This window comes from Micromonospora sp. NPDC047557, from assembly GCF_043205095.1.
Classification (GTDB): domain Bacteria; phylum Actinomycetota; class Actinomycetes; order Mycobacteriales; family Micromonosporaceae; genus Micromonospora.
This window is the reverse complement of record NZ_JBIDDK010000001.1, coordinates 593806-612625: the sequence shown is the minus strand read 5'-3', so window position 1 is coordinate 612625 and position 18820 is coordinate 593806. Positions and strand designations below refer to the sequence as shown.

Here is an 18820-nt window from a genome sequence, read left to right as displayed (position 1 = left end):
TCCGCTCGACCGTCAGATTTCCGACTCCCACGACGGGAGAAGGTACCGCAAAGATGTAACACCGGAGGGACGCGTCGCGCCATCCAGGATGGCTCCGGGGGGACCACCATCAACACCTGGCCAATCCCGCGAACATCTTGAGAGGACCTGCGATGAGCGATGGCACCGAACCGCCGGGGGGTCGGGCCGACGACCACGCACCGACGACCCCGGGCTGGAGCTGCGGCTCCTGCGGCGACGAGTGGCCGTGCGCGACGAAGCGCAGCCGGCTGCTCGCGGAGTACGGGGATGATCGGGCGATGCTCAGCGTCTACCTGGGCTCGTGTCTCGCCGCCGCCGCCGAGGACCTGCGCGCGGCCCCGGTGATGTCGCTGCAGGACCGGTTCATCGGCTGGCTGCCCCGCGGCGCGCGACGCCGCTGAGCCCGCCGGTGGCCCCGCCCGACGTGGACGGGGCCACCGGTTGGCCGGGCGGGTTCAGGCCCGGCGGGGCCGGCGGGTCAGCGCGAAGCCGAACACCCCGGCCACCGCGGCGAGCACGCCGCCGATGCCGGTCCAGATCCACCGCGAGCCGAGATCCGGCAGCCAGTCCGTCAGCGAGTCGCCCTCGTCGTCGGCCTCCGGGTCGGGCGTCGGTACGGCGTTGAGCACCGTCCCCGCCCTGGTGTTCGCCACCAGCGGCGCGGCCAGCTCACCGTCGTCGGCCGAGGCGCCCCGGTCCGCGAGGACGTCGACCAGCAGGTCCACGTCGACGGGTGCGCCCAGGTCGGGCTCGGGCAGGTCGATGACGGAGAGCCGGACCACATACGTGCCGGGCAGCGGGTCGGCCGACCACGGCTCGGCCCAGGGCCGCACCTCGCGCAGCGTGCAGCCCAGCGCCACGCTCGACGCCTTGCCGTCCACCGTCGGGGTCTGCGCCCCGGCGGTGCACGCCTGCCGTCGGCGCAGCCCGTCGAACACGTCGACCGTCCAGGTGGAGGCGCCGCTGCGTGCCTTCGGGAAGGTGACGGTGGCGCTGATCTCGTGCACCTGCCCGGCGGTGGCCGGGAACGACCAGTAGAGGTGGTCGCCGACCGAGGCGTCCACCCGCACCGGTTGGCCGGCCGTGATCGGGGTGGCGGTGAGGAACGAGGTGCCGGCCCGGGTCACCGGCGTGGCGCCCGGAGACGGGGTGGGGGCGGCCACGGCCGCCCCGGGCAGCAGCGCGGCCCCACCGGCGGCGAGCAGCGCCGCCAGCGACCGGAACAGTGCGGTACGCATCAGTTCTCCCTCCAGGTGGCGACCCACCAGCGGGTGAGCAGGCCGGCGATCAGGCCGGTGAGCAGGCCAGCCACGGTGAGCAGGGCGAGCAGCACCCAGCCCCGGCCGAGATCGGGCCCGTCCGGGGCCCCCGCGGCGGCGACCACGTCGATGGTCAGCTCCACAGGCATGCCGGGCGTCGCCGCGGTGCCCGGGCGTGCGGCGAACGAGTTGCTCACCACCAGGCAGACGGTGGTGGGCTCGACGACGGGCGTCGAGGTCCCGGCGGTCGCGTTCTCGTCGTCGTCGGCGTCCTCGTCGTCGGCGGTGGCCGACCAGCGAAGACCGGCGGAGAGCACGTCGGCCCGGCCGCTGCCCGCGTCCGCGCCACGGACCAGTTCCCGGCCATCCGCCGCGGTGGCCCGCAGCAGCACTCCGTAGTCCCGGTTCACCGGCCGGTCCAGCGCCATGCTCACCGACGCGCGCAGCTCCTGCCCGGGGCGTACGGGCACCCGGTAGTAGCGGTGCTCGGAGAACGCCTCCCGGTCGGCGTACACGCCCGGGGCGAGCAGCGGCGCGGAGTCACAGGCGTTCGCGCCGCCGACCACGGTCGGGGCCCGGGTGTGGGTGTCACCGGCCCGCTCGACGAGCTGTTTGATCCGGCCGGTCAGCTCGTCGGCGCTCTGCGCCGCGGTGTAGGTGCCTCCGGTCGCCCCGGCGATGCAGAGCAGCTGGCGGCGTACCTTCTCGTCGGGCGCGAGACCGAGCGTGTCGACGACCAGGCTGGTGCCCTGCGCGGCCAGTTCCCGGGCCACCTGGCACGGGTCCGGTGGCGCGCAGGTGTCCTCCCCGTCGGTGATCAGCACGATCCGCCGGGTGGTGGCGCCGGTGCCCAGGTCCTGCGCGGCGGAGCGCAGCGCGAGCCCGACCGGTGTGAACCCGGTCGGCCGGAGCGTCGCGACCGCCGCCTTGGCCTGGGTCCTGTCGACCGGCCCGACCGGAACGATCTGCTGGGTGTCCTGGCAGCCGACCTTCTTGTCCTTGCCCTTGTAGGTCGCGCCGAGCACCCGGATGCCGAGCTGGGTCTCCTCCGGCAGCGCGTCCACCACGTCGTTGAACGCCTGCTGGGCCACCGAGATCCGGCTGCGCCCGTCGATGTCCGCGGCCCGCATCGAGCCGCTGACGTCGAGCACCAGCTCGACCCGGGGCGGCTCGGCCGCCTGCTCCTCGTCGGCCGCCGCCGGGACCGGCCCGGTCAGCGCGGTGGTCGCCAGCAGTCCAAGGAGGACGGCCGCCGATCGTCTGAAGTTGATCACGGCGGGCAGTGTAGTGAAATCCACTTTGGATGATCATCGGGGTGGTGGTCGTCCCGGATGGTCGGGGACGCGCGGACGCGGCCGGGTCAGGCGGGCGGGTCGAGCAGTGCGACCAGGCGCTTCGGCGCGATCTCCCGGTACGCGTCCCGGCACAACTCGTCGATCTCGGCCCAGTCGACGGCGCCGTCCAGCCGTACGCCGACCCAACCCCGACCGCCGACGTAGGGCGGGCGGAAGAAGCGGGCCGGGTCGGCGGCGGTCAGCTCCGCCTGGGCGCCCGTCGGCGCGGCGCACCAGAGGTGGGGAAAGTCGTTCTGGTGGTGCCCGTCGGCGTGCAGGGTGACGAACACGCTCTTGTCCCGGACGAACCAGGTCGGTGACCCGTGGCTGGGGCGCTCGGTCACCTCGGGCAGTGCGACGCAGATCGCCCGGACCCGTTCCAACAGCTCCACGGCACCCCGCCTCCCGTCACGATCGCGACGCTCACCACGGCGAGCCTAGTGCGTCGGGCCGGGTCGCCGGCAGCCCTCGCGGCGGCCTCCGTCGGCGTCGAGACGGCCGGTTCGGGGGCGCTGGGTCCACGCCAGGTCACCCTCGGTCAACGGTCGGAGGGGAGACGTCGGCCCGGGTGGAATCCGTCGGAAATCTGACCCAAGTTGACCCGTTGTGCCGGTGGTGCGCGGTGGTTAAGCTCTTCATGCGCGCCCCAATCGCCCGCTTCCCCCGTGGCAGGCGATCGGGGCGCGCGTCTTCGTGTAAGAGGTCGGGCCCGCACGCGTGACGCGTGCGGGCCCGATTTCCGTCGCGCTGTGCGGCGCGTCGCCTGCCGGCGCTTATATCCAGCGGCCGTCGAGCCACATTCGGGACAGCCAGTCCGAGTACGGGATCAGCCGTCCCACGAAAATCGGATAGAAGTACGCGAAGCACAACGCCACCAGCAGCACGTACGCCCCGGCCGCGATGCTGCCCACCAGCCGGCGTTCGTAGCCCGCGTCGCCGGGCACCAGGGCTGCCGTCTCACCCACGTCACCGCCGGGCGGAGCGATGAGCGCGCCCAGCACGTACACCACGGCCAGCACCAGGAACGGCAGCGCCGGCGCGACATAGAACGAGAACATCGTCCGGCCGTCGAGGGCGAACCAGAACCATGGCAGCAGCCCGGCGGCCACGGTGAGCAGGATCGCGCCGGCCCGCCAGTCCCGTCGGGCGATGCCCAGCCAGACCAGCGCCACCAGCGCGGGCAGGAACGACCACCACAGCAGCGGGGTGCCGAGCAGCAGGATCTCCGAGGCGCAGGTCGGTGCCCCGCAGGCGCCGTCGCCGGACCAGTGGAACGCCACCGGCCGCCCGAGCAGCAGCCACTGCCACGGCCACGACTGGTACTTGTGCGGATCGTCGAGCTGGGCGTGGAAGCCGTACGCGGCGCGGTGGTACTCGAAGAGGTTGACCAGCGGACCGATCACCGGGGTGTCGCTGAGCGGGGCGCTCGGGTAGGCCGACGCGAGCCGGTAGTAGCCGTCGTCGCTGAGCAGCCACCCCGACCAGGTGGCGAGGTAGGTGCCGACCATCAGCACGCCGGCCAGCACCAGCCAGGGGACCTCGTCGAGCAGGGTGTCCCGCCAGGGCCGGCGGACGCCCGCCGAGCGGCGGACCCCGACCTCCCAGAGGACCACGAACAGGGCGAACACCGGCACGAAGTAGAGCGCGCTCCACTTGACCGCGCAGGCGCAGCCGATCAGTACCCCGGCGGCGAGCCGCCACCACGGCCACGTGCGCCAGCCGGTCGGCGGCCGACCCGCGCGCCCCGGCAGGCTCGGGTCGAGCCCGTCGTCCAGGGCGCGCGCCCAGCGCCGGCGGCGAGCGTCCCGGTCGAGCACCAGAGCGCCGAAGGCGGCCAGCACGAAGAACAGCAGGAAGATGTCGAGCAGCGCCGCGCGCGACAGCACCAGGTGGAAGCCGTCCAGCGCGAGCAGCAGGCCGGCCGCGCAGCCGAGCACCGTCGAGCGGAACAGCCGGCGACCGATGCGGACCAGCAGCAGCACCGACAGCGTGCCGATCACGGCCGCCGAGAACCGCCAGCCGAACTCCGGCGCGGTGGTGAACAGGTGCCCACCGACGGAGACCTTCGACTCCGCGTCCTGATAGCCGAAGGCCCACTCGCCGACGCCGATCAGCCACTTGCCCAGCGGCGGGTGCACCACGTACGACGGGCCGTTGTCCTTGTAGTTCCACTCGACGCCCCGGCTGATCAGCCCGTACGCGTCCTTGGCGTAGTACGTCTCGTCGAAGATCTTGCCCTTGGGGCTGGAAAGGCCCACGAAGCGCAGGATCCCCGCGATCACCACCACCACTGCGGTGGCGAGCCACGAATACGGGTCCATCCGGGTGTCGACGGTGGCGAACCGGCGGCGGACCACGGCGGATATGCCCCCGCCGTCGGCACGTGGTGCCGTCGGTTCCTGGTGAGGGCTGGGCTCGCCGGACACCTCGACCGTGTCTGCCGGGTCGGCGCTCGGGCTCTGCGCTGTCGACGCACTCGTCACCCGGCGATCGTAGGCTGCCAGGGTGTCCTGTGGCGCCCGTCGTCCCTGATACCGGTATTCGCTGTCGATGAAGGAGACGATGTCGTGGGTGAAATGTCCGAAGCTGGGCGCCTGATCCTGCTCGGTGCCCCGCTCGGCAACCCCGCCGACGCCTCGGTGCGGTTTCGGGAAGTGCTGGCCAGCGCCGACGTGGTGGCCGCCGAGGACACCCGCCGCCTGACCCGGCTGGCGCGCGACCTCGACATCACCGTCGGAGGCCGGATCGTCTCCTACTTCGAGGGCAACGAGGAACGGCGTACGCCCGAACTGGTCGAGGTCATCCTCGGCGGGTACGTGGTGGCGCTGGTGACCGACGGCGGCATGCCGAGCGTCTCCGACCCGGGTTACCGGCTGGTCCGGGCCGCGTTGGACGTCGGGGCGCCGGTCACCGTGGCCCCCGGGCCCAGCGCGGTGACCACCGCCCTCGCCGTCTCCGGGCTGCCCTGCGACCGGTTCTGCTTCGAGGGGTTCCTGCCCCGCAGCGGGGGTGCCCGCCGGTCCCGGCTGCGCGCGCTCGCCGCCGAGGAGCGCACCCTCGTCTTCTTCGAGGCGCCGCACCGGATCGGCGCGTCGCTCGCCGACCTGGCCGAGACGTTCGGCGCGGACCGGCCGGCCGCGCTCTGCCGGGAACTCACCAAGACCTACGAGGAGGTGCTCCGCCGCCCCCTCGGCGAGTTGGCCCGGTGGGCCGCCGAGGGTGATCCGCGCGGGGAGATCACCCTGGTGGTGGCCGGCTCGCCGGTGACCGCGCCGGAACGCCCCGACGACGACACCCTGCGCGCGGCCGTCGCCGAGCGGGAGGCCGCCGGCCGGTCCCGCCGGGACGCCATCACCGACGTCGCCACCGAATACTCGCTGCGCCGCCGTGAGGTCTACACGATCGTGCACAGCTGACCCACCGGCGCGTTCACCACGCGGCGGCGAGGAAGCCGAGGGTGATCAGCGCCGGGCCGGCGAGAGCCGTGGCCACCGCCCAGCGGCGGTGTCGCCGGCCGGGCAGCCGGGCCGACCCCGTCCACCGGACGATGCCGGCGGCGCAGCCGAGCACCGCCAGCAGTCCGGGCAGCCAGCGCAGGTGTCGGCCCGCGCCGGTGTCGGCGTACGCGGTGTCGCTGTCCGGGCCGGTCATCCGTGCCCGCAGCGCCGCCCCGGGCGCGCCACCTCCGGCGGGTACGCCGCTGACCCGTACCCCGTGGGCCAGGAACCGCCCGTCGTCGGCCGTGAAGATGCCCCGGCACCGCTGGGTGAGCCCGCCTCCAGTGCAGTGGTCGATCACCACCGTGCCGTCGCGCGCGTGCCCGACCGCGAGCCAGAACGGGCCGGCGCTGACCCAGGCGAAGAAGGCCGCGGCCAGGCTCAGCAGCACCAGCGCGGTCAGTCCGGGCAGCGGGTCCGGCAACGCGGTCGTCCGCGACGAGGGACGGCGAGCCCGGCGCTGGGGGGCGGCGACCTCGCGGACGGGCGTGCCGTCCCAGTGCACCTGCTCGATCGGCGCCCAGAACGTGCCCTCGTCGTCCGGTGGCCGGTCCCCGTCGACTCGGTGAGCAATTCGGCGACGGCTCTGCTGGCGTACCGGCACCCGACGCGGCACCGCGTCCACCGGCGCACCGGTGGTCGGCTCCACCTCGACCGGGGCCCCGGTTGCCGGCTGCGCCTCGACCGCCGTTCGGGTCGATTCGCGCGCCGCCGGCGCGCCGGCGGCCGACGGGCCCGGCGGCTTCGGGCGGGCCGGGCTGGGCACGGGCGCCGTCGGGCTGGGCCGCGCCGGGGTGGGGGCCGGTGCGGCCGGCGTGGGCCGGGCCGAGGTGGCGGCGAGCTCCGTCGAGGTGTCCCGCCGTGGCGCGGCCGCCCGCCCGGACGGCGTGGGCCGCTGGTGGCCGGGCCGATCGGGTTCGGCGGCGGGGACCGGCCGGGGCTGTGGCGCGACCCCGGCGGCCCGGGGTGCGCCGGGCGAGCCGGGCTCGTCGCCGCCGGTCGGCCCGGTGGGACGCTCGTCGTGGTCCCGGGCCGCTCCTCTGCCAGTCACGACGTTCATTGCACACCGGTAGCGGAGGCAGATCGGGCAGCTGGACCGCGTGTCGACGACAAATCGGACCAATGGGCGGGGTGGTCGATCCGGTCCGGCGGCCCGGCACCCCCATTGGTTCGCGGACGCCCCGGGCGGGTCACTAGGCTTGCTGCTCATGAGTCACGTTCTCGCGGCAGTGGCCTGGCCGTACGCCAACGGCCCCCGCCACATCGGCCACGTTTCCGGTTTCGGCGTTCCCTCCGACGTCTTCGCCCGGTACATGCGGATGGCCGGCCACGACGTGCTCATGGTCTCCGGCACCGACGAGCACGGCACCCCCATCCAGGTGCAGGCCGACGCCGACGGGGTGACCCCGCGCGAGCTGGCCGACCGGTACAACAGGGTGATCGTCGAGGACCTGCACGGCCTCGGGCTCTCCTACGACCTGTTCACCCGCACCACCACCCGCAACCACTACGCGGTGGTGCAGGAGTTGTTCGAGGGGATGTACCGCAACGGCTACATCGTGCCGAAGACCACCATGGGCGCGATCTCGCCGTCCACCGGGCGCACCCTGCCCGACCGGTACATCGAGGGCACCTGCCCGATCTGCGGGTACGACAGCGCGCGCGGCGACCAGTGCGACAACTGCGGCAACCAGCTCGACCCGATCGACCTGATCGACCCGAAGTCGCGGATCAACGGGGAGACCCCGAAGTTCGTCGAGACCGAGCACTTCTTCCTGGACCTGCCCGCCCTGGCCGACGTGCTGCGCCAGTGGCTGGACACCCGGGAGGGGTGGCGGCCCAACGTGCTGCGGTTCTCCCGCAACCTGCTCGACGACCTCCAGCCGCGGGCGATCACCCGGGATCTGGAGTGGGGCGTGCCGATCCCGCTGGACGGTTGGCGGGACCGCTCCGACAAGCGGATCTACGTCTGGTTCGACGCGGTGATCGGCTACCTGTCCGCCTCGATCGAGTGGGCCCGCCGCTCCGGCGACCCGGAGGCATGGCGCAGGTGGTGGTCCGCCGATGGGGAGGGCAAGGACGCCCGGTCCTACTACTTCATGGGCAAGGACAACATCGTCTTCCACTCGGTGATCTGGCCGGCGCTGCTCTCCGGATATTCCGGCGAGGGCGCCCGCGACGGCGAGCCGGGCGAGTTGGGCCGGCTCAACCTGCCCACCGAGGTGGTCTCCAGCGAATACCTGACCATGGAGGGGCGCAAGTTCTCCTCGTCGCGCAAGGTGGTCATCTACGTCCGCGACTTCCTGGAGCGCTACGACGCCGACGCGCTGCGCTACTTCATCGCCGCCGCCGGCCCGGAGAGCAACGACACCGACTTCACCTGGGCCGAGTTCCTGCGCCGCAACAACGACGAGCTGGTCGCCGGCTGGGGCAACCTGGTCAACCGGTGCGTCTCGATGGCCGCGAAGAACTTCGGGGCGATCCCGTCGATCGACCCGGCCGGCCTCACCGAGGCCGACGAGGCGCTGCTCGCCGTCGCCCGCGCCGGGTTCGACACGGTCGGCGACCTGATCGGCCGGCACCGGCAGAAGCAGGCCATCGGCGAGGCGATGAAGGTGGTCGCCGAGGCCAACAAGTACCTCTCCGAGCAGGCGCCGTGGAAGCTCAAGGCCGAGGCCGACAAGCCCCGCCAGGGCACCATCCTGCACGTCGCCCTCCAGGTGGTCAGCGACGCCAACACGCTGCTCACCCCGTTCCTGCCGCACTCCGCGCAGCAGGTGCACGAGCTGCTGGGCGGCACCGGCGTGCACGCGCCGATGCCGGTCATCGAGCAGGTCGACGACCTGGACGGCGGGCCGGCGTACCCGGTGCTGACCGGGGACTACACGGTGGGCGCGCGCTGGGAGTCGGTGCCACTGGAGGCCGGTCGGCCGCTGGCCTCGCCGAAGCCGGTGTTCCGCAAGCTCGACCCGTCGATCGTCGACGAGGAGCTGGCCCGACTGGCCGGCTGATCAGCAAACGGCGCGCGGCGGTGCGCCATCTGACCGCCGTGCGCCGTCACATCACGTACCGGGTGTCCATGACCTGGTCGTTGCTCACCTCGGCGCCCGGCGCCCAGGTTTCGTAGATGCCCCGGTCGTGGCACTGCGCGCCGGTGGCGATCACCGCGTCCGGGTCCGGGAAGCGCAGCCGCAGGCGCAGCCAGCCGGCCTCCTCGCGCAGCACCAGGCACGACACGCCCCGCCACTGCGCGAACCGGACCCGGCGGGCCACCGCGTCCACCGGATAGCGGGCCGCCCGGGTCATCGCCAGCACCCGGAACCCGCCGGGCAGGTCGGCCACCGCCTCGTACTCGGTGTCGCCATAGAGGCCGACCAGCTGGGTGGATCGCGGGGCGTCGCCGGTCGGCACGTACTCCTGGTCGGGGGAGAGGCCCGGCACCGCGGCCAACAGGTGTCGCCACTGCGGGCCCACCATCCGCAGCCACGCGCGCTGCTCGGCCTGGTAGCTGTAGAGCACCACCTCGACGCCCTCGACGGGATAGGCGACAAGCGTCGCGTTCGCCGGCATCGGCAGGTCCGCGAAGTCCCGGGTGATGAACTCGGGGATGAGCTGGCCGTTGCTCGGCACGAAACCGGTGCCCAGCACCGGCGGGCCCAGCCGGTCCCGGGACGCCAGCGCCGTCAGCCCCCGGTGCGCCTCGCCCACCGGCACGTCGTAGTCGCCCGGGTCGGCGGCCCGCCAGCGCAGCGCGTACGCCACGTCCGAGCCGTCCCGCCCGACGTCGCCGTCGGTGCGCAGCACGGTGGTCGTCGACGGCGTACGCAGGTGCGCCACGTCGTGCTCGCGGTAGCAGAAGCCGTGCGGCAGCCAGCCCCGCACATACCCGGCGAGCTGCCGGGCGGAGAGCACCTTCACCATCCGGGTGCCGCGCCGGATGACCGCCGAGGCACGCACCGCGGCCAACACCGGGTCACCCGCCGCGGACGGCTGCTGGCTGAGCTGGTGTACGTGCGACCAGCCGTGTTCCCGGTGCGCCGGCATCATCAGCGGTGTCTCCGGCTCCTCGGCCGGCACGGCGGCGCCGTGCACCGCGCTCACCTCGGTGACGTGCACGAACCGACGCCACGGCAGGGCGCTGCCCGGACGCGGCGCCCGCTCGAAGCCGGCCACCTCCTCGGCGCTGAACAGCTCGTACGCGGCGCCCCGGGCGATCTCCTCAGCCGGGTAGACGCCGCCGCCGAACGCCACGCGCAGGCCGGTCCGTTCGCCGGCGGCGTCGCTCGCGTGCGGTGTGATGCTCACCCCGCCGCCTCGCTCCGCTCGGCAGCGGCGTGAGACGCCACGCTGCTGTGCCTCATGGTTCGCTCGCTGCGCTCGCTCACCCGGCGACGGTAGAGTCGCGCGGCGTAGTCGAGGTGAACGCCGGGTGGCGGGCGGATGGACGGCCCCGGTGTGTGATGCTGTCGCTGATGAGCGAGCCGACTGAAACCCGCCGCGAGCGTGCCGCCCGGCGGGCCGGAGAGTTCCCGCCCGCCCCCGAGCCGCTGCCCCGGCCGGTGCTGGACAGCCACACCCACCTGGACATCACCGTCAGCGAGGCCGGCGTACCCGGTGGCGGGCCGTCCGACGACCCGGTCGCCACGGCGATCACGGTGGCCACCAAGGTCGGCGTGGACCGCTTGGTCCAGGTGGGCGTGGACGTGGCCTCCTCGCGGTGGGGCGCGGACATCGCCGAGGCGTATCCCGCCGTGCTGGCCACCGTGGCGCTGCACCCCAACGAGGCGCCCCGGCTGGGCGACCTCGACGAGGCGCTGCGGGAGATCGAGTCGTTGGCCGCCCGCGACCGGGTCCGGGGGATCGGCGAGACCGGCATGGACTTCTTCCGTACCGGCGACGAGGGGCGCGCCGCGCAGGAGACGAGCTTCCGGGCGCACATCGCCATCGCCAAGCGGTACGGCCGGACGCTGGTCATCCACGACCGGGACGCGCACGCCGACGTGCTGCGGATCCTCGACGACGAGGGCGCACCGGACACGGTGGTGCTGCACTGCTTCTCCGGTGACGCCGAGTTCGCGCGCGAGTGCGTGCGCCGGGGCTACCTGCTCAGCTTCGCCGGCACCGTCACCTTCGGCAGCGCCACCGCCCTGCGCGAGGCCGCCGCGCTCACCCCGCTGGACCAGATCCTGGTGGAGACCGACGCCCCCTACCTCACCCCGACCCCGCACCGTGGCCGGCCGAACGCCTCGTACCTCATCCCGCTCACCGTCCGGTCCCTCGCCGCGACCACCGGCAGCGACCTGGACGAGCTGTGCGCGGCCATCTCCGCCACCGGCGACCGGGCCTTCGGCCCGTGGTGAGCCTCCTCGGCCCGGCGGAGATCCGGGAGCTGGCCGCCCGGCTGGGCGTCGCGCCCACCAAGAAGCTCGGCCAGAACTTCGTGCACGACCCGAACACGGTGCGGCGCATCGTCACGGCCGCCGGCCTGACCCCCGACGACGTGGCCTTGGAGGTGGGCCCAGGGCTCGGCTCACTCACCCTGGGGCTGCTGCCGGTCGCCGGGCACCTGCACGCCGTGGAGATCGACCCGACGCTCGCCGGTGCGCTGCCGGAGACCGTCGCCCGGCACGCCGGGGCGGACGCCGCCCGGCTCACCGTGCACCGCGCCGACGCGCTCCGGGTCAGCGCCGCCGAGCTGGGTGACCCGCCGCCGACCGCGCTTGTCGCGAACCTGCCCTACAACGTCGCCGTACCGGTGGTGCTGTACCTCCTCGCCGAGCTGCCCACCCTCCGGCACGGTCTGGTGATGGTGCAGAAGGAGGTCGCCGACCGGCTCGTCGCCGGTCCCGGCTCGAAGGTGTACGGCATCCCGTCGGTCAAGCTCGCCTGGTACGCCCACGCCCGAAGCGCCGGTAAGGTGCCGCCGAACGTGTTCTGGCCGGTGCCGAACGTCGACTCCGGTCTGGTCGCCTTCACCTGCCACGAACCGCCCCGCGCCGACGTGCCGCGCGAGCGGGTCTTCGCCGTCGTGGACGCGGCGTTCGCGCAGCGCCGCAAGACCCTGCGCGCCGCGCTGGCCGGCTGGGCCGGCGGCCCGGACCGGGCCGCCGCCGCGCTGACCGCCGCCGGCGTCGACCCCGGGGCCCGGGGGGAGTCACTGACCGTCGAGCAGTTCGCCGCCATCGCCGCGTCGGCCCCGGCCGGTACGGTGGCCCCGAAGTAGGCTGACGCCGTGTCCGCCGACTCCGCCGAGGAGCTGATTTTGAGCAAGCCGTTCGACATTCGCCTGCGCACGCGGGACCTCACCCCGTGACCGAGGCCTGGCGACCGGACGACGAGGACGAGCGACGCGGGGCCATCGGTCCGGTGAAGGTCCGGGTGCCCGCCAAGGTGAACCTGCACCTCGGGGTGGGCCCGCTGCGCCGCGACGGCTACCACGAGCTGAACACCGTCTACCACGCCATCTCCATCTACGACGAGCTGACCGCCCGCCGGGGCGACACGCTCGCGTTGACCATGGAGGGCGAGGGCACCGGCGAGCTGGCGCTTGACGACTCCAACCTGGTGATCCGCGCCGCGCACGCCCTGGCCGGGTACGCGGGGGTGCTGCCGCACGCCCGCCTGCACCTGCGCAAGCAGATCCCGCTCGCCGGCGGGCTGGCCGGCGGCAGCGCCGACGCGGCCGCCGCGCTGGTGGCCTGTGACGCGCTGTGGGGCACCGGGCTGTCCCGCGACGAACTGGCCGGGATCGCCGCCGACCTGGGCTCCGACGTGCCGTTTTTGATCTACGGCGGCACCGCGCTGGGCACCGGCCGGGGTGAGGCGGTCAGCCCGGTGCTGGCCCGAGCCACCTCCTGGCACTGGGTCGTGGCGATCGCCGACGGCGGCCTGTCCACCCCGGCCGCCTACCGCGAGCTGGACCGGCTGCGCGACTCCGGCGCCGCGGGCGCCCCGCTGGGCAGCACCGATGCCCTGCTGGGCGCGCTGCGTCAACGAGACCCCCGGGTCCTCGCCAGTACGCTCGGCAACGACCTGCAGGACGCCGCGCTGGCCATGCGGCCCGCGCTGGCCGACACCCTCAAGGCCGGCGAGGCGGCCGGCGCGCTCACCGGCATCGTCTCCGGCTCCGGCCCGACCTGCGTCTTCCTCGCCGCGGACGCCGCCGACGCCGAGCGGATCGCCGCCGAGCTGACCAGCGCCGGGGTGTGTCGGGAGGCACGGGTCGCGCACGGGCCCGTGGCGGGCGCGCGCGTCGGCTGACGTCGCGTCCCGGCCGGCCCGCGCGGCGCGGGTGGCCGGAACGTCCGCGTACCCTTGGTTCAGGCGTCCCGAGGTGCCCGCCGGCACCCGGACGCCTTGATCTTGAAGGGTGGAACGTGGCCAACATCGTCAATCTGGACCGGGTGTCCAAGGGGTACGGCGCCGCCGGGCGGCTGCTCACGGACGTCTCGCTCGGCCTGGACGACGCCGACCGGATCGGTGTGGTCGGCCTCAACGGCGCCGGCAAGTCCACCCTGCTGCGCCTGCTCACCAAGCAGGAGGAGCCCGACGACGGCCGGGTCACCCACCGCCGCGACCTGCGCGTGCTCTGGCTACCGCAGCAGCTCACCCTCGCCCCGGACGCCACCGTCCGGGACGTCGTGCTCGGCACCGCCTGGCTCGGTGAGGGCATGGGCGCCGAGCACGAGTGGGCCGGCGACGCCGGCGTCCGCAACATCCTCGACGGCCTCGGCATGCCGCACCTCGGCCTCGACCAGCCGGTCGGCCCGATGTCCGGTGGCGAACGGCGGCGGGTGGCGCTCGCCGCGCTGCTCGTCCGCGACTCGGACCTGCTGATCCTCGACGAGCCCACCAACCACCTCGACGTCGGCGGTGTCGACTGGCTGGCCCGGCACCTGGTCGGCCGCAAGGGCGCCCTCGTCGTGGTCACCCACGACCGGTGGTTCCTGGACGCGGTCTGCACCACCACCTGGGAGGTCGGCGACCAGACCGTCCGGGCGTACGAGGGTGGCTTCGCCGCCTGGACCCTCGCCCGCGCCGAGCGTGAACGTGTCGCCGCCGCCACCGAGGCCCGCCGGCAGAACCTGCTCCGCAAGGAGATCGCCTGGCTGCGGCGCGGGCCGCCGGCCCGCACCTCCAAGCCGCAGTTCCGCATCGACGCCGCGAACGCGCTGATCGCCGACGTGCCGCCGGCCCGGGACACCATGTCGTTGCAGCGCATGGCCGTCTCGCGGCTCGGCAAGCAGGTGTACGAGCTGGAGAACGTCGAGCTGCACGCCGGGCCGAAGGAGATCCTGCGCGACGTCACGTGGCTGGTCGGCCCCGGCGACCGGATCGCCATCCTCGGCGCCAACGGCGCCGGCAAGACCACCCTGCTGCGGATGCTCGCCGGCATCACCCGCCCCGACGGTGGCCGCCTTGGCACCGGCTCGACGGTGCGACCGGCGTTCCTCTCCCAGGAACTCGCCGAGCTGCCCGGGCACCTGCGGGTGCTGGAGGCCGTCGAGGAGGTCGCCCGCCGGGTCCAGCTCGGTGACCGGGAGGTCTCCGCCGCCCAGCTCGCCGAGGTCTTCGGGTTCGACGACCGCCGGCTCTGGACGCCCGTCAGCGACCTGTCCGGCGGTGAGCGTCGGCGGTTGCAGATGCTCCGGCTGCTCGCCGGCGAGCCCAACGTGCTGCTCTTCGACGAGCCCACCAACGACCTGGACACCGACACCCTGGCCGCGCTGGAGGACCTGCTCGACTCGTGGCCCGGCACGATCATCGTGGCCAGCCACGACCGCTACCTCATCGAACGCGTCACCGACACGGCGTACGGGATGTTCGGCGACGGCCGGCTCGTGCACCTGCCCGGTGGCGTCGACGAATACCTCGCCCGGACCGCCGAGCGAGCCGGCGCCTCCCGGGTGGGCGGCACCGGCCCGGTCGCGCCGGCCGGGCCCACCGCGGGTGGCATGTCCGCCGCGGAAGTGCGCCAGGCCCGCAAGGAGCTGACCCGGCTGGAACGGCAGCTCGGCAAGCTCGACCAGCGCGAGGTGACCCTGCTCGACCAACTCGCCGCCGACGCCACCGACTACGCCCGCGTCGCCGACCTGGACACCCAGCTCAAGGATCTGCGCGCCGAACGGGAACGGATCGAGGAGACCTGGATGACCCTCGCCGAGGAGCTGCCCGAGGGCTGAGCGGGCCGGGCACGCCGGCGCGGGGGCCGTGTGCGGCGTCACACCGACACATGCGGAACAATCGTCGGCGACACCTCACCCTTGGAGACCCAGACATGGCCCACACCCCCATCAACCACCCCGCGCGGCCGATCTACCGGGCGATCGGCGGGCTGACCGGTCTGTACCTGGTGGTCTTCGGCGTGCTCGGCATCATCACGAGCGCCGGCAACGAGATCCTCGCCCAGGACGACACCCGCGTCCTCGGCCAGGGCACCAACCTCGGCTTCTCGCTGCTGTGCGTGCTGCTCGGGCTCGTCGTGCTGGTCGGCACCGCGCTCGGCCGCAACATCGACGTGGCGATCAACCAGTGGCTGGCGTACGCCCTGATGGTGATCAGCCTGGCCGGCCTGGCCTTCATCCGGACGGACGCCAACTTCTTCAACTTCAGCATCTTCACCGTGATCGTCGTGATGACGGCCGCCCTGGTGCTGCTCATGGCCGGCATGTACGGCAAGGTCGGCACGGAGGATGAGGCGGAGGCGTTCCAGAAGGCTCGTCTCGTGCTCTGAGTCTGGTCTTTGGTTGCGGTCGTGGGTTTTCGCCGGAGCCCGAGCTGCTCCGGGCGGTCAGGCTTGATCCCTGCGCAGCTCGGGCTCCGGCGAAAACCTGACCTGGTCCAGCCATGCGGCGGGCCGCGCAGCCATCGGTGGTTTGCCTGACATGCCCGTTTCTTTGGGCGACAATTCCCCTGAACCAGTCACGTCAGGGGGTCAGGAGTATGCCGCACTTTCCGGTGAACCATCCGGCACGGCCGCTCTACCGGGTCCTCTCCGGCCTGATCGGCGTCTACATCCTGGTCTTCGGCGTCTGGGGAGTCGCCGAGACGATCGGCGACCCGCTCTTTGACCGGGGCAGCCACTGGGCCCTCGGGCTCCGCACCAACCTGGCCTTCTCGCTCGCCTCGGTGGTCTTTGGAGTCGTCCTGATCATCGGAGCGTCGCGGCGCAGCAACCTCGGCCACTACATGAACCTCACCGCCGGGGCGGTGTTCCTGGTGACCAGCATCCTCATGATGTCCGTGCTGCAGACCGACGCGAACTTCCTCAACTTCTCGATGTCGACCGTGATCGTGTCGATGCTGTTCGGCCTGATCCTGCTCGGCACCGGCCTCTACGACAAGATCGGCCCGTCGGAGCACGCCGAGGCGGAGCTGGAACGCCGCAAACATCCGGTGGCCGAGGTGCACCGCCGCTGAACGGTCAGCGGCGGCGGGCGGTGATCAACGTGGGCTTCGCCTCCAGGTGCGACAACCCGTTCCAGGCCATGTTGACCAGGTGCGCCGCCACCGTCTCCTTGCGCGGCTTGCGCACCTCCAGCCACCAGCGGCCGGTCAACGCGACCATGCCCACCAGGGCCTGCGAGTAGAGCTCGGCCAGCTTCGGGTCGTACCCGCGGCTCTTGAACTCGGCGCCCAGGATGTGCTCGACCTGGTGGGCCACGTCGTTCATCACGCTGCTGAAGGTGGCCGTGCCGGACATCAGCGGCGACTCGCGGACCAGCACCCGGAACCCGCTCGTCTCCTCCTCGATGTAGCCCAGCAGGGCCATCGCCGCCTGCTCCAGCAACTCACGCGGATGCCCCGCCGTCAGCGCCGTGGTGATCCGGTCCAGCAGGGCGCGGACCTCCCGGTCGACCACGACCGCGTACAGCCCCTCCTTGCCGCCGAAGTGCTCGTACACCACGGGCTTGGAGACCTTGGCGCGGGCCGCCACCTCCTCGATGGAGGTGGCGTCGAAGCCTCGCTCGGCGAACAGTTGCCGGCCGATCGCGATCAGCTGCTCCCGCCGCTGCGCGGCCGACATGCGGACCCGTGAGGGGGGCTTGGGTTTCGCCGCCGCAGCCGGCACTGCACGCCGGCCGCCGGCTTCGTCACTGACCTCGGGCATGTCGCCGCCTCGCTGGCGCTCGGTGACGCCCTGCCGTGGAATGGTGCCTCCGCTGTGCCCGCTCACGTCGTCGCCTCACTGGCGGGCGGCCCGACCGGCCTGCCGTGCCGTCCGACCGTACCCGGATCGGGCTCGGCCCCCCGTCCGCCGAGCCGTCCGGTTCCCCCGCTCCGCCCGGTCATCCGGCCATCCTGCCAGGCGGCACCCCGCGGCACCGCCCGGTTTACCGGGGTGCGACCGGCTTCACGAGCTTGGCCGCGAGGCGTTCGGGCTTCGGCCAGCGCACCTGCGACGCCGCGCCGACCTTCTCGAACAGCCAGATCACCCGGGCCGAGATGTCCACCTGACCACGCAGCACACCGTGCCGCGCGCTGGTCGGGTCCGCGTGGTGCAGGTTGTGCCAGCTCTCACCGAACGACAGGATCGCCAGCGGCCAGAAGTTCGACGCGCGGTCGCCCTGGCGCATCGCGAACGGGCGCTCGCCGTACACGTGGCAGACCGAGTTGATCGCCCAGGTGACATGGTGCAGGAGGCCGATCCGGACCAGCCCGGCCCAGAAGAACGCGGTGAGCGCGCCCTGCCACGACCAGGTCACCAGGCCCCCGATCAGCGCCGGGCCGAGCAGCGAGACGGCCACCAGCACGGGGAACAGTCGGTCCACCCGGCTGATGTCGCGGTCGGCGATCAGATCCGGTGCGAACCGCTCCCGGTTGGACAGCTCGCGGCGGAACAGCCAGCCCACGTGTGCGTGGAACAGACCCCGCGTCAGCGCCCAGAAACTGGTGCCGAAACGCCACGGCGAGTGCGGGTCACCCTCCAGGTCGGAGAAGGCGTGGTGCCGCCGGTGGTCGGCCACCCACTGGATGATCTCGCCCTGTACCGCCAGCGAACCCGCGACCGCCAGGGTCACCCGCAGCCAACGCTTGGCCTTGAACGAGCCGTGCGTGAAGTAGCGGTGGAAGCCCACCGTGATGCCGAGCCCGGAAACCACGTACCAGACCAGGCCGATGATCACGTCGCTCCAGCCCAGCCAGCCGCCCCAGGCGATCGGCACGGCGACCAGCAGGGCCACGAAGGGGATCACGACGAAGGCCCACAGGGCGGCCAGGATCCCGGAGGACTGACTGCCGTCGGTGAGCGGCTTCGGGCCGGGGCCGGCGGTGTTGGGTTCGAGCATGGTAGTGGACATGGCACCTCGCAGAGGGGACGGAAACGATCACGAACCTACGCCTACGTCACCGTAACTTACGGCTCGGTAGATCGCACGGGGAAGTTTGAAAAAGGTCCCGTACGTACGTTCTAAAGCCCTGCTCATGGCCCACCCTTCACTCGCCGTGGTGCGCCAACCGGCCGGTCTCCCGCGCGGGGGTGTCACCGCCGCCACGGTCATGAGCCACGCGCGGTGGTCGGCGAGGTCGAGGGGATCATGAAGGGCATGAGTGCTGGCGTCGCGGCCGTCGGGCGTTAAGGTGTACCGGCAGGATGCTCGTCCTGAGGCGACGGTGTTCTTGACGTTGCAATCGGCCGTGGTGTAATTGGCAACACCCGGGTCTTTGGTACCCGTATTTCAGGTTCGAACCCTGGCGGCCGAGCTGTCCC

At 72.9% G+C, this 18820-nt stretch carries 17 protein-coding genes and 1 tRNA gene; 10 read left to right on the top strand and 8 right to left on the bottom strand.

What is annotated here, in order from left to right:
* Positions 1 to 152 precede the first annotated feature (152 nt).
* Positions 153 to 422, top strand: coding sequence for a hypothetical protein (locus ACGGAQ_RS02745; protein WP_393043970.1), 270 nt, complete (start codon positions 153 to 155; stop codon positions 420 to 422).
* A gap of 54 nt (positions 423 to 476) precedes the next feature.
* On the opposite strand, the gene ACGGAQ_RS02740 is transcribed toward ACGGAQ_RS02745, so the two are convergent.
* The 4 genes from ACGGAQ_RS02740 to ACGGAQ_RS02725 form a co-directional block, all read right to left on the bottom strand.
* Entirely contained in the window at positions 477 to 1259 is a 783-nt protein-coding gene (locus ACGGAQ_RS02740; protein ID WP_393043968.1) for a peptidase, read from the bottom strand.
* Complete coding sequence (locus tag ACGGAQ_RS02735; RefSeq protein ID WP_393043966.1) at positions 1259 to 2554, bottom strand: VWA domain-containing protein; 1296 nt, start codon at positions 2552 to 2554, stop codon at positions 1259 to 1261. The genes ACGGAQ_RS02740 and ACGGAQ_RS02735 overlap by 1 nt, the downstream gene beginning before the upstream one ends.
* An 86-nt stretch (positions 2555 to 2640) precedes the next feature.
* Entirely contained in the window at positions 2641 to 3006 is a 366-nt protein-coding gene (locus ACGGAQ_RS02730) for an MmcQ/YjbR family DNA-binding protein (RefSeq protein ID WP_393043964.1), read from the bottom strand.
* Between the two features lie 381 nt (positions 3007 to 3387).
* Positions 3388 to 4935, bottom strand: coding sequence for a dolichyl-phosphate-mannose--protein mannosyltransferase (locus ACGGAQ_RS02725; protein WP_393045637.1), 1548 nt, complete (start codon positions 4933 to 4935; stop codon positions 3388 to 3390).
* A gap of 255 nt (positions 4936 to 5190) precedes the next feature.
* Here ACGGAQ_RS02725 and rsmI point away from each other — a divergent pair, with 255 nt between their 5' ends.
* On the top strand, positions 5191 to 6030 hold the full coding sequence (gene rsmI, locus ACGGAQ_RS02720; RefSeq protein WP_393045635.1) for a 16S rRNA (cytidine(1402)-2'-O)-methyltransferase: 840 nt from the start codon (positions 5191 to 5193) through the stop codon (positions 6028 to 6030).
* Between the two features lie 13 nt (positions 6031 to 6043).
* On the opposite strand, the gene ACGGAQ_RS02715 is transcribed toward rsmI, so the two are convergent.
* Positions 6044 to 7171, bottom strand: coding sequence for a hypothetical protein (locus ACGGAQ_RS02715; protein WP_393043962.1), 1128 nt, complete (start codon positions 7169 to 7171; stop codon positions 6044 to 6046).
* A 148-nt stretch (positions 7172 to 7319) separates the two neighbouring features.
* Between ACGGAQ_RS02715 and metG the strand changes: the two genes are divergently transcribed.
* The gene (metG, locus tag ACGGAQ_RS02710; RefSeq protein ID WP_393043960.1) at positions 7320 to 9122 is read left to right on the top strand and encodes a methionine--tRNA ligase; all 1803 of its coding nucleotides are present in this window, start codon (positions 7320 to 7322) and stop codon (positions 9120 to 9122) included.
* A gap of 46 nt (positions 9123 to 9168) precedes the next feature.
* Here the strand turns inward: metG and ACGGAQ_RS02705 are convergent, their stop codons facing one another.
* Entirely contained in the window at positions 9169 to 10416 is a 1248-nt protein-coding gene (locus tag ACGGAQ_RS02705) for a hypothetical protein (protein WP_393043958.1), read from the bottom strand.
* A gap of 155 nt (positions 10417 to 10571) precedes the next feature.
* Here ACGGAQ_RS02705 and ACGGAQ_RS02700 point away from each other — a divergent pair, with 155 nt between their 5' ends.
* From ACGGAQ_RS02700 to ACGGAQ_RS02675, 6 genes are all read left to right on the top strand, one after another.
* Positions 10572 to 11471: a TatD family hydrolase gene (locus ACGGAQ_RS02700; RefSeq protein ID WP_393043956.1), complete on the top strand. Its 900-nt coding sequence runs from the start codon at positions 10572 to 10574 to the stop codon at positions 11469 to 11471.
* Positions 11465 to 12334: a 16S rRNA (adenine(1518)-N(6)/adenine(1519)-N(6))-dimethyltransferase RsmA gene (gene rsmA / locus ACGGAQ_RS02695; RefSeq protein WP_393043954.1), complete on the top strand. Its 870-nt coding sequence runs from the start codon at positions 11465 to 11467 to the stop codon at positions 12332 to 12334. The genes ACGGAQ_RS02700 and rsmA overlap by 7 nt, the downstream gene beginning before the upstream one ends.
* 86 nt (positions 12335 to 12420) lie before the next feature.
* A complete protein-coding gene (locus ACGGAQ_RS02690; RefSeq protein ID WP_393043952.1) occupies positions 12421 to 13371 on the top strand; it encodes a 4-(cytidine 5'-diphospho)-2-C-methyl-D-erythritol kinase in 951 nt (316 codons plus the stop codon).
* Positions 13372 to 13487: 116 nt separating this feature from the next.
* Positions 13488 to 15293: an ABC-F family ATP-binding cassette domain-containing protein gene (locus ACGGAQ_RS02685; RefSeq protein WP_393043950.1), complete on the top strand. Its 1806-nt coding sequence runs from the start codon at positions 13488 to 13490 to the stop codon at positions 15291 to 15293.
* A 95-nt stretch (positions 15294 to 15388) separates the two neighbouring features.
* Positions 15389 to 15844, top strand: a complete 456-nt coding sequence (locus ACGGAQ_RS02680) for a DUF4383 domain-containing protein (RefSeq protein WP_393043948.1) — start codon at positions 15389 to 15391, stop codon at positions 15842 to 15844.
* Between the two features lie 209 nt (positions 15845 to 16053).
* Positions 16054 to 16530, top strand: a complete 477-nt coding sequence (locus tag ACGGAQ_RS02675) for a DUF4383 domain-containing protein (RefSeq protein WP_393043946.1) — start codon at positions 16054 to 16056, stop codon at positions 16528 to 16530.
* A 4-nt stretch (positions 16531 to 16534) separates the two neighbouring features.
* Here ACGGAQ_RS02675 and ACGGAQ_RS02670 read toward each other — a convergent pair whose 3' ends face one another.
* Both ACGGAQ_RS02670 and ACGGAQ_RS02665 read right to left on the bottom strand, forming a co-directional pair.
* On the bottom strand, positions 16535 to 17221 hold the full coding sequence (locus tag ACGGAQ_RS02670; protein ID WP_393045633.1) for a TetR family transcriptional regulator: 687 nt from the start codon (positions 17219 to 17221) through the stop codon (positions 16535 to 16537).
* 223 nt (positions 17222 to 17444) lie between these two features.
* Entirely contained in the window at positions 17445 to 18410 is a 966-nt protein-coding gene (locus ACGGAQ_RS02665; protein ID WP_393043944.1) for an acyl-CoA desaturase, read from the bottom strand.
* 331 nt (positions 18411 to 18741) lie between these two features.
* Between ACGGAQ_RS02665 and ACGGAQ_RS02660 the strand changes: the two genes are divergently transcribed.
* A tRNA-Gln gene (locus ACGGAQ_RS02660) sits at positions 18742 to 18813 on the top strand.
* The last annotated feature ends 7 nt before the right edge of the window (positions 18814 to 18820 follow it).

What these genes read in the sequence shown, in the direction of transcription:
- metG (WP_393043960.1), top strand. Translation starts at nt 7,320, where the DNA reads ATGAGTCACGTTCTCGCGGCAGTGGCCTGGCCGTACGCCAACGGCCCC.
- ACGGAQ_RS02665 (WP_393043944.1), bottom strand. Translation starts at nt 18,410, where the DNA reads ATGTCCACTACCATGCTCGAACCCAACACCGCCGGCCCCGGCCCGAAG.
- ACGGAQ_RS02700 (WP_393043956.1), top strand. Translation starts at nt 10,572, where the DNA reads ATGCTGTCGCTGATGAGCGAGCCGACTGAAACCCGCCGCGAGCGTGCC.
- ACGGAQ_RS02680 (WP_393043948.1), top strand. Translation starts at nt 15,389, where the DNA reads ATGGCCCACACCCCCATCAACCACCCCGCGCGGCCGATCTACCGGGCG.
- ACGGAQ_RS02715 (WP_393043962.1), bottom strand. Translation starts at nt 7,171, where the DNA reads ATGAACGTCGTGACTGGCAGAGGAGCGGCCCGGGACCACGACGAGCGT.
- ACGGAQ_RS02740 (WP_393043968.1), bottom strand. Translation starts at nt 1,259, where the DNA reads ATGCGTACCGCACTGTTCCGGTCGCTGGCGGCGCTGCTCGCCGCCGGT.
- rsmI (WP_393045635.1), top strand. Translation starts at nt 5,191, where the DNA reads ATGTCCGAAGCTGGGCGCCTGATCCTGCTCGGTGCCCCGCTCGGCAAC.
- ACGGAQ_RS02670 (WP_393045633.1), bottom strand. Translation starts at nt 17,221, where the DNA reads ATGCCCGAGGTCAGTGACGAAGCCGGCGGCCGGCGTGCAGTGCCGGCT.
- ACGGAQ_RS02725 (WP_393045637.1), bottom strand. Translation starts at nt 4,935, where the DNA reads ATGGACCCGTATTCGTGGCTCGCCACCGCAGTGGTGGTGGTGATCGCG.
- ACGGAQ_RS02675 (WP_393043946.1), top strand. Translation starts at nt 16,054, where the DNA reads ATGCCGCACTTTCCGGTGAACCATCCGGCACGGCCGCTCTACCGGGTC.
- ACGGAQ_RS02745 (WP_393043970.1), top strand. Translation starts at nt 153, where the DNA reads ATGAGCGATGGCACCGAACCGCCGGGGGGTCGGGCCGACGACCACGCA.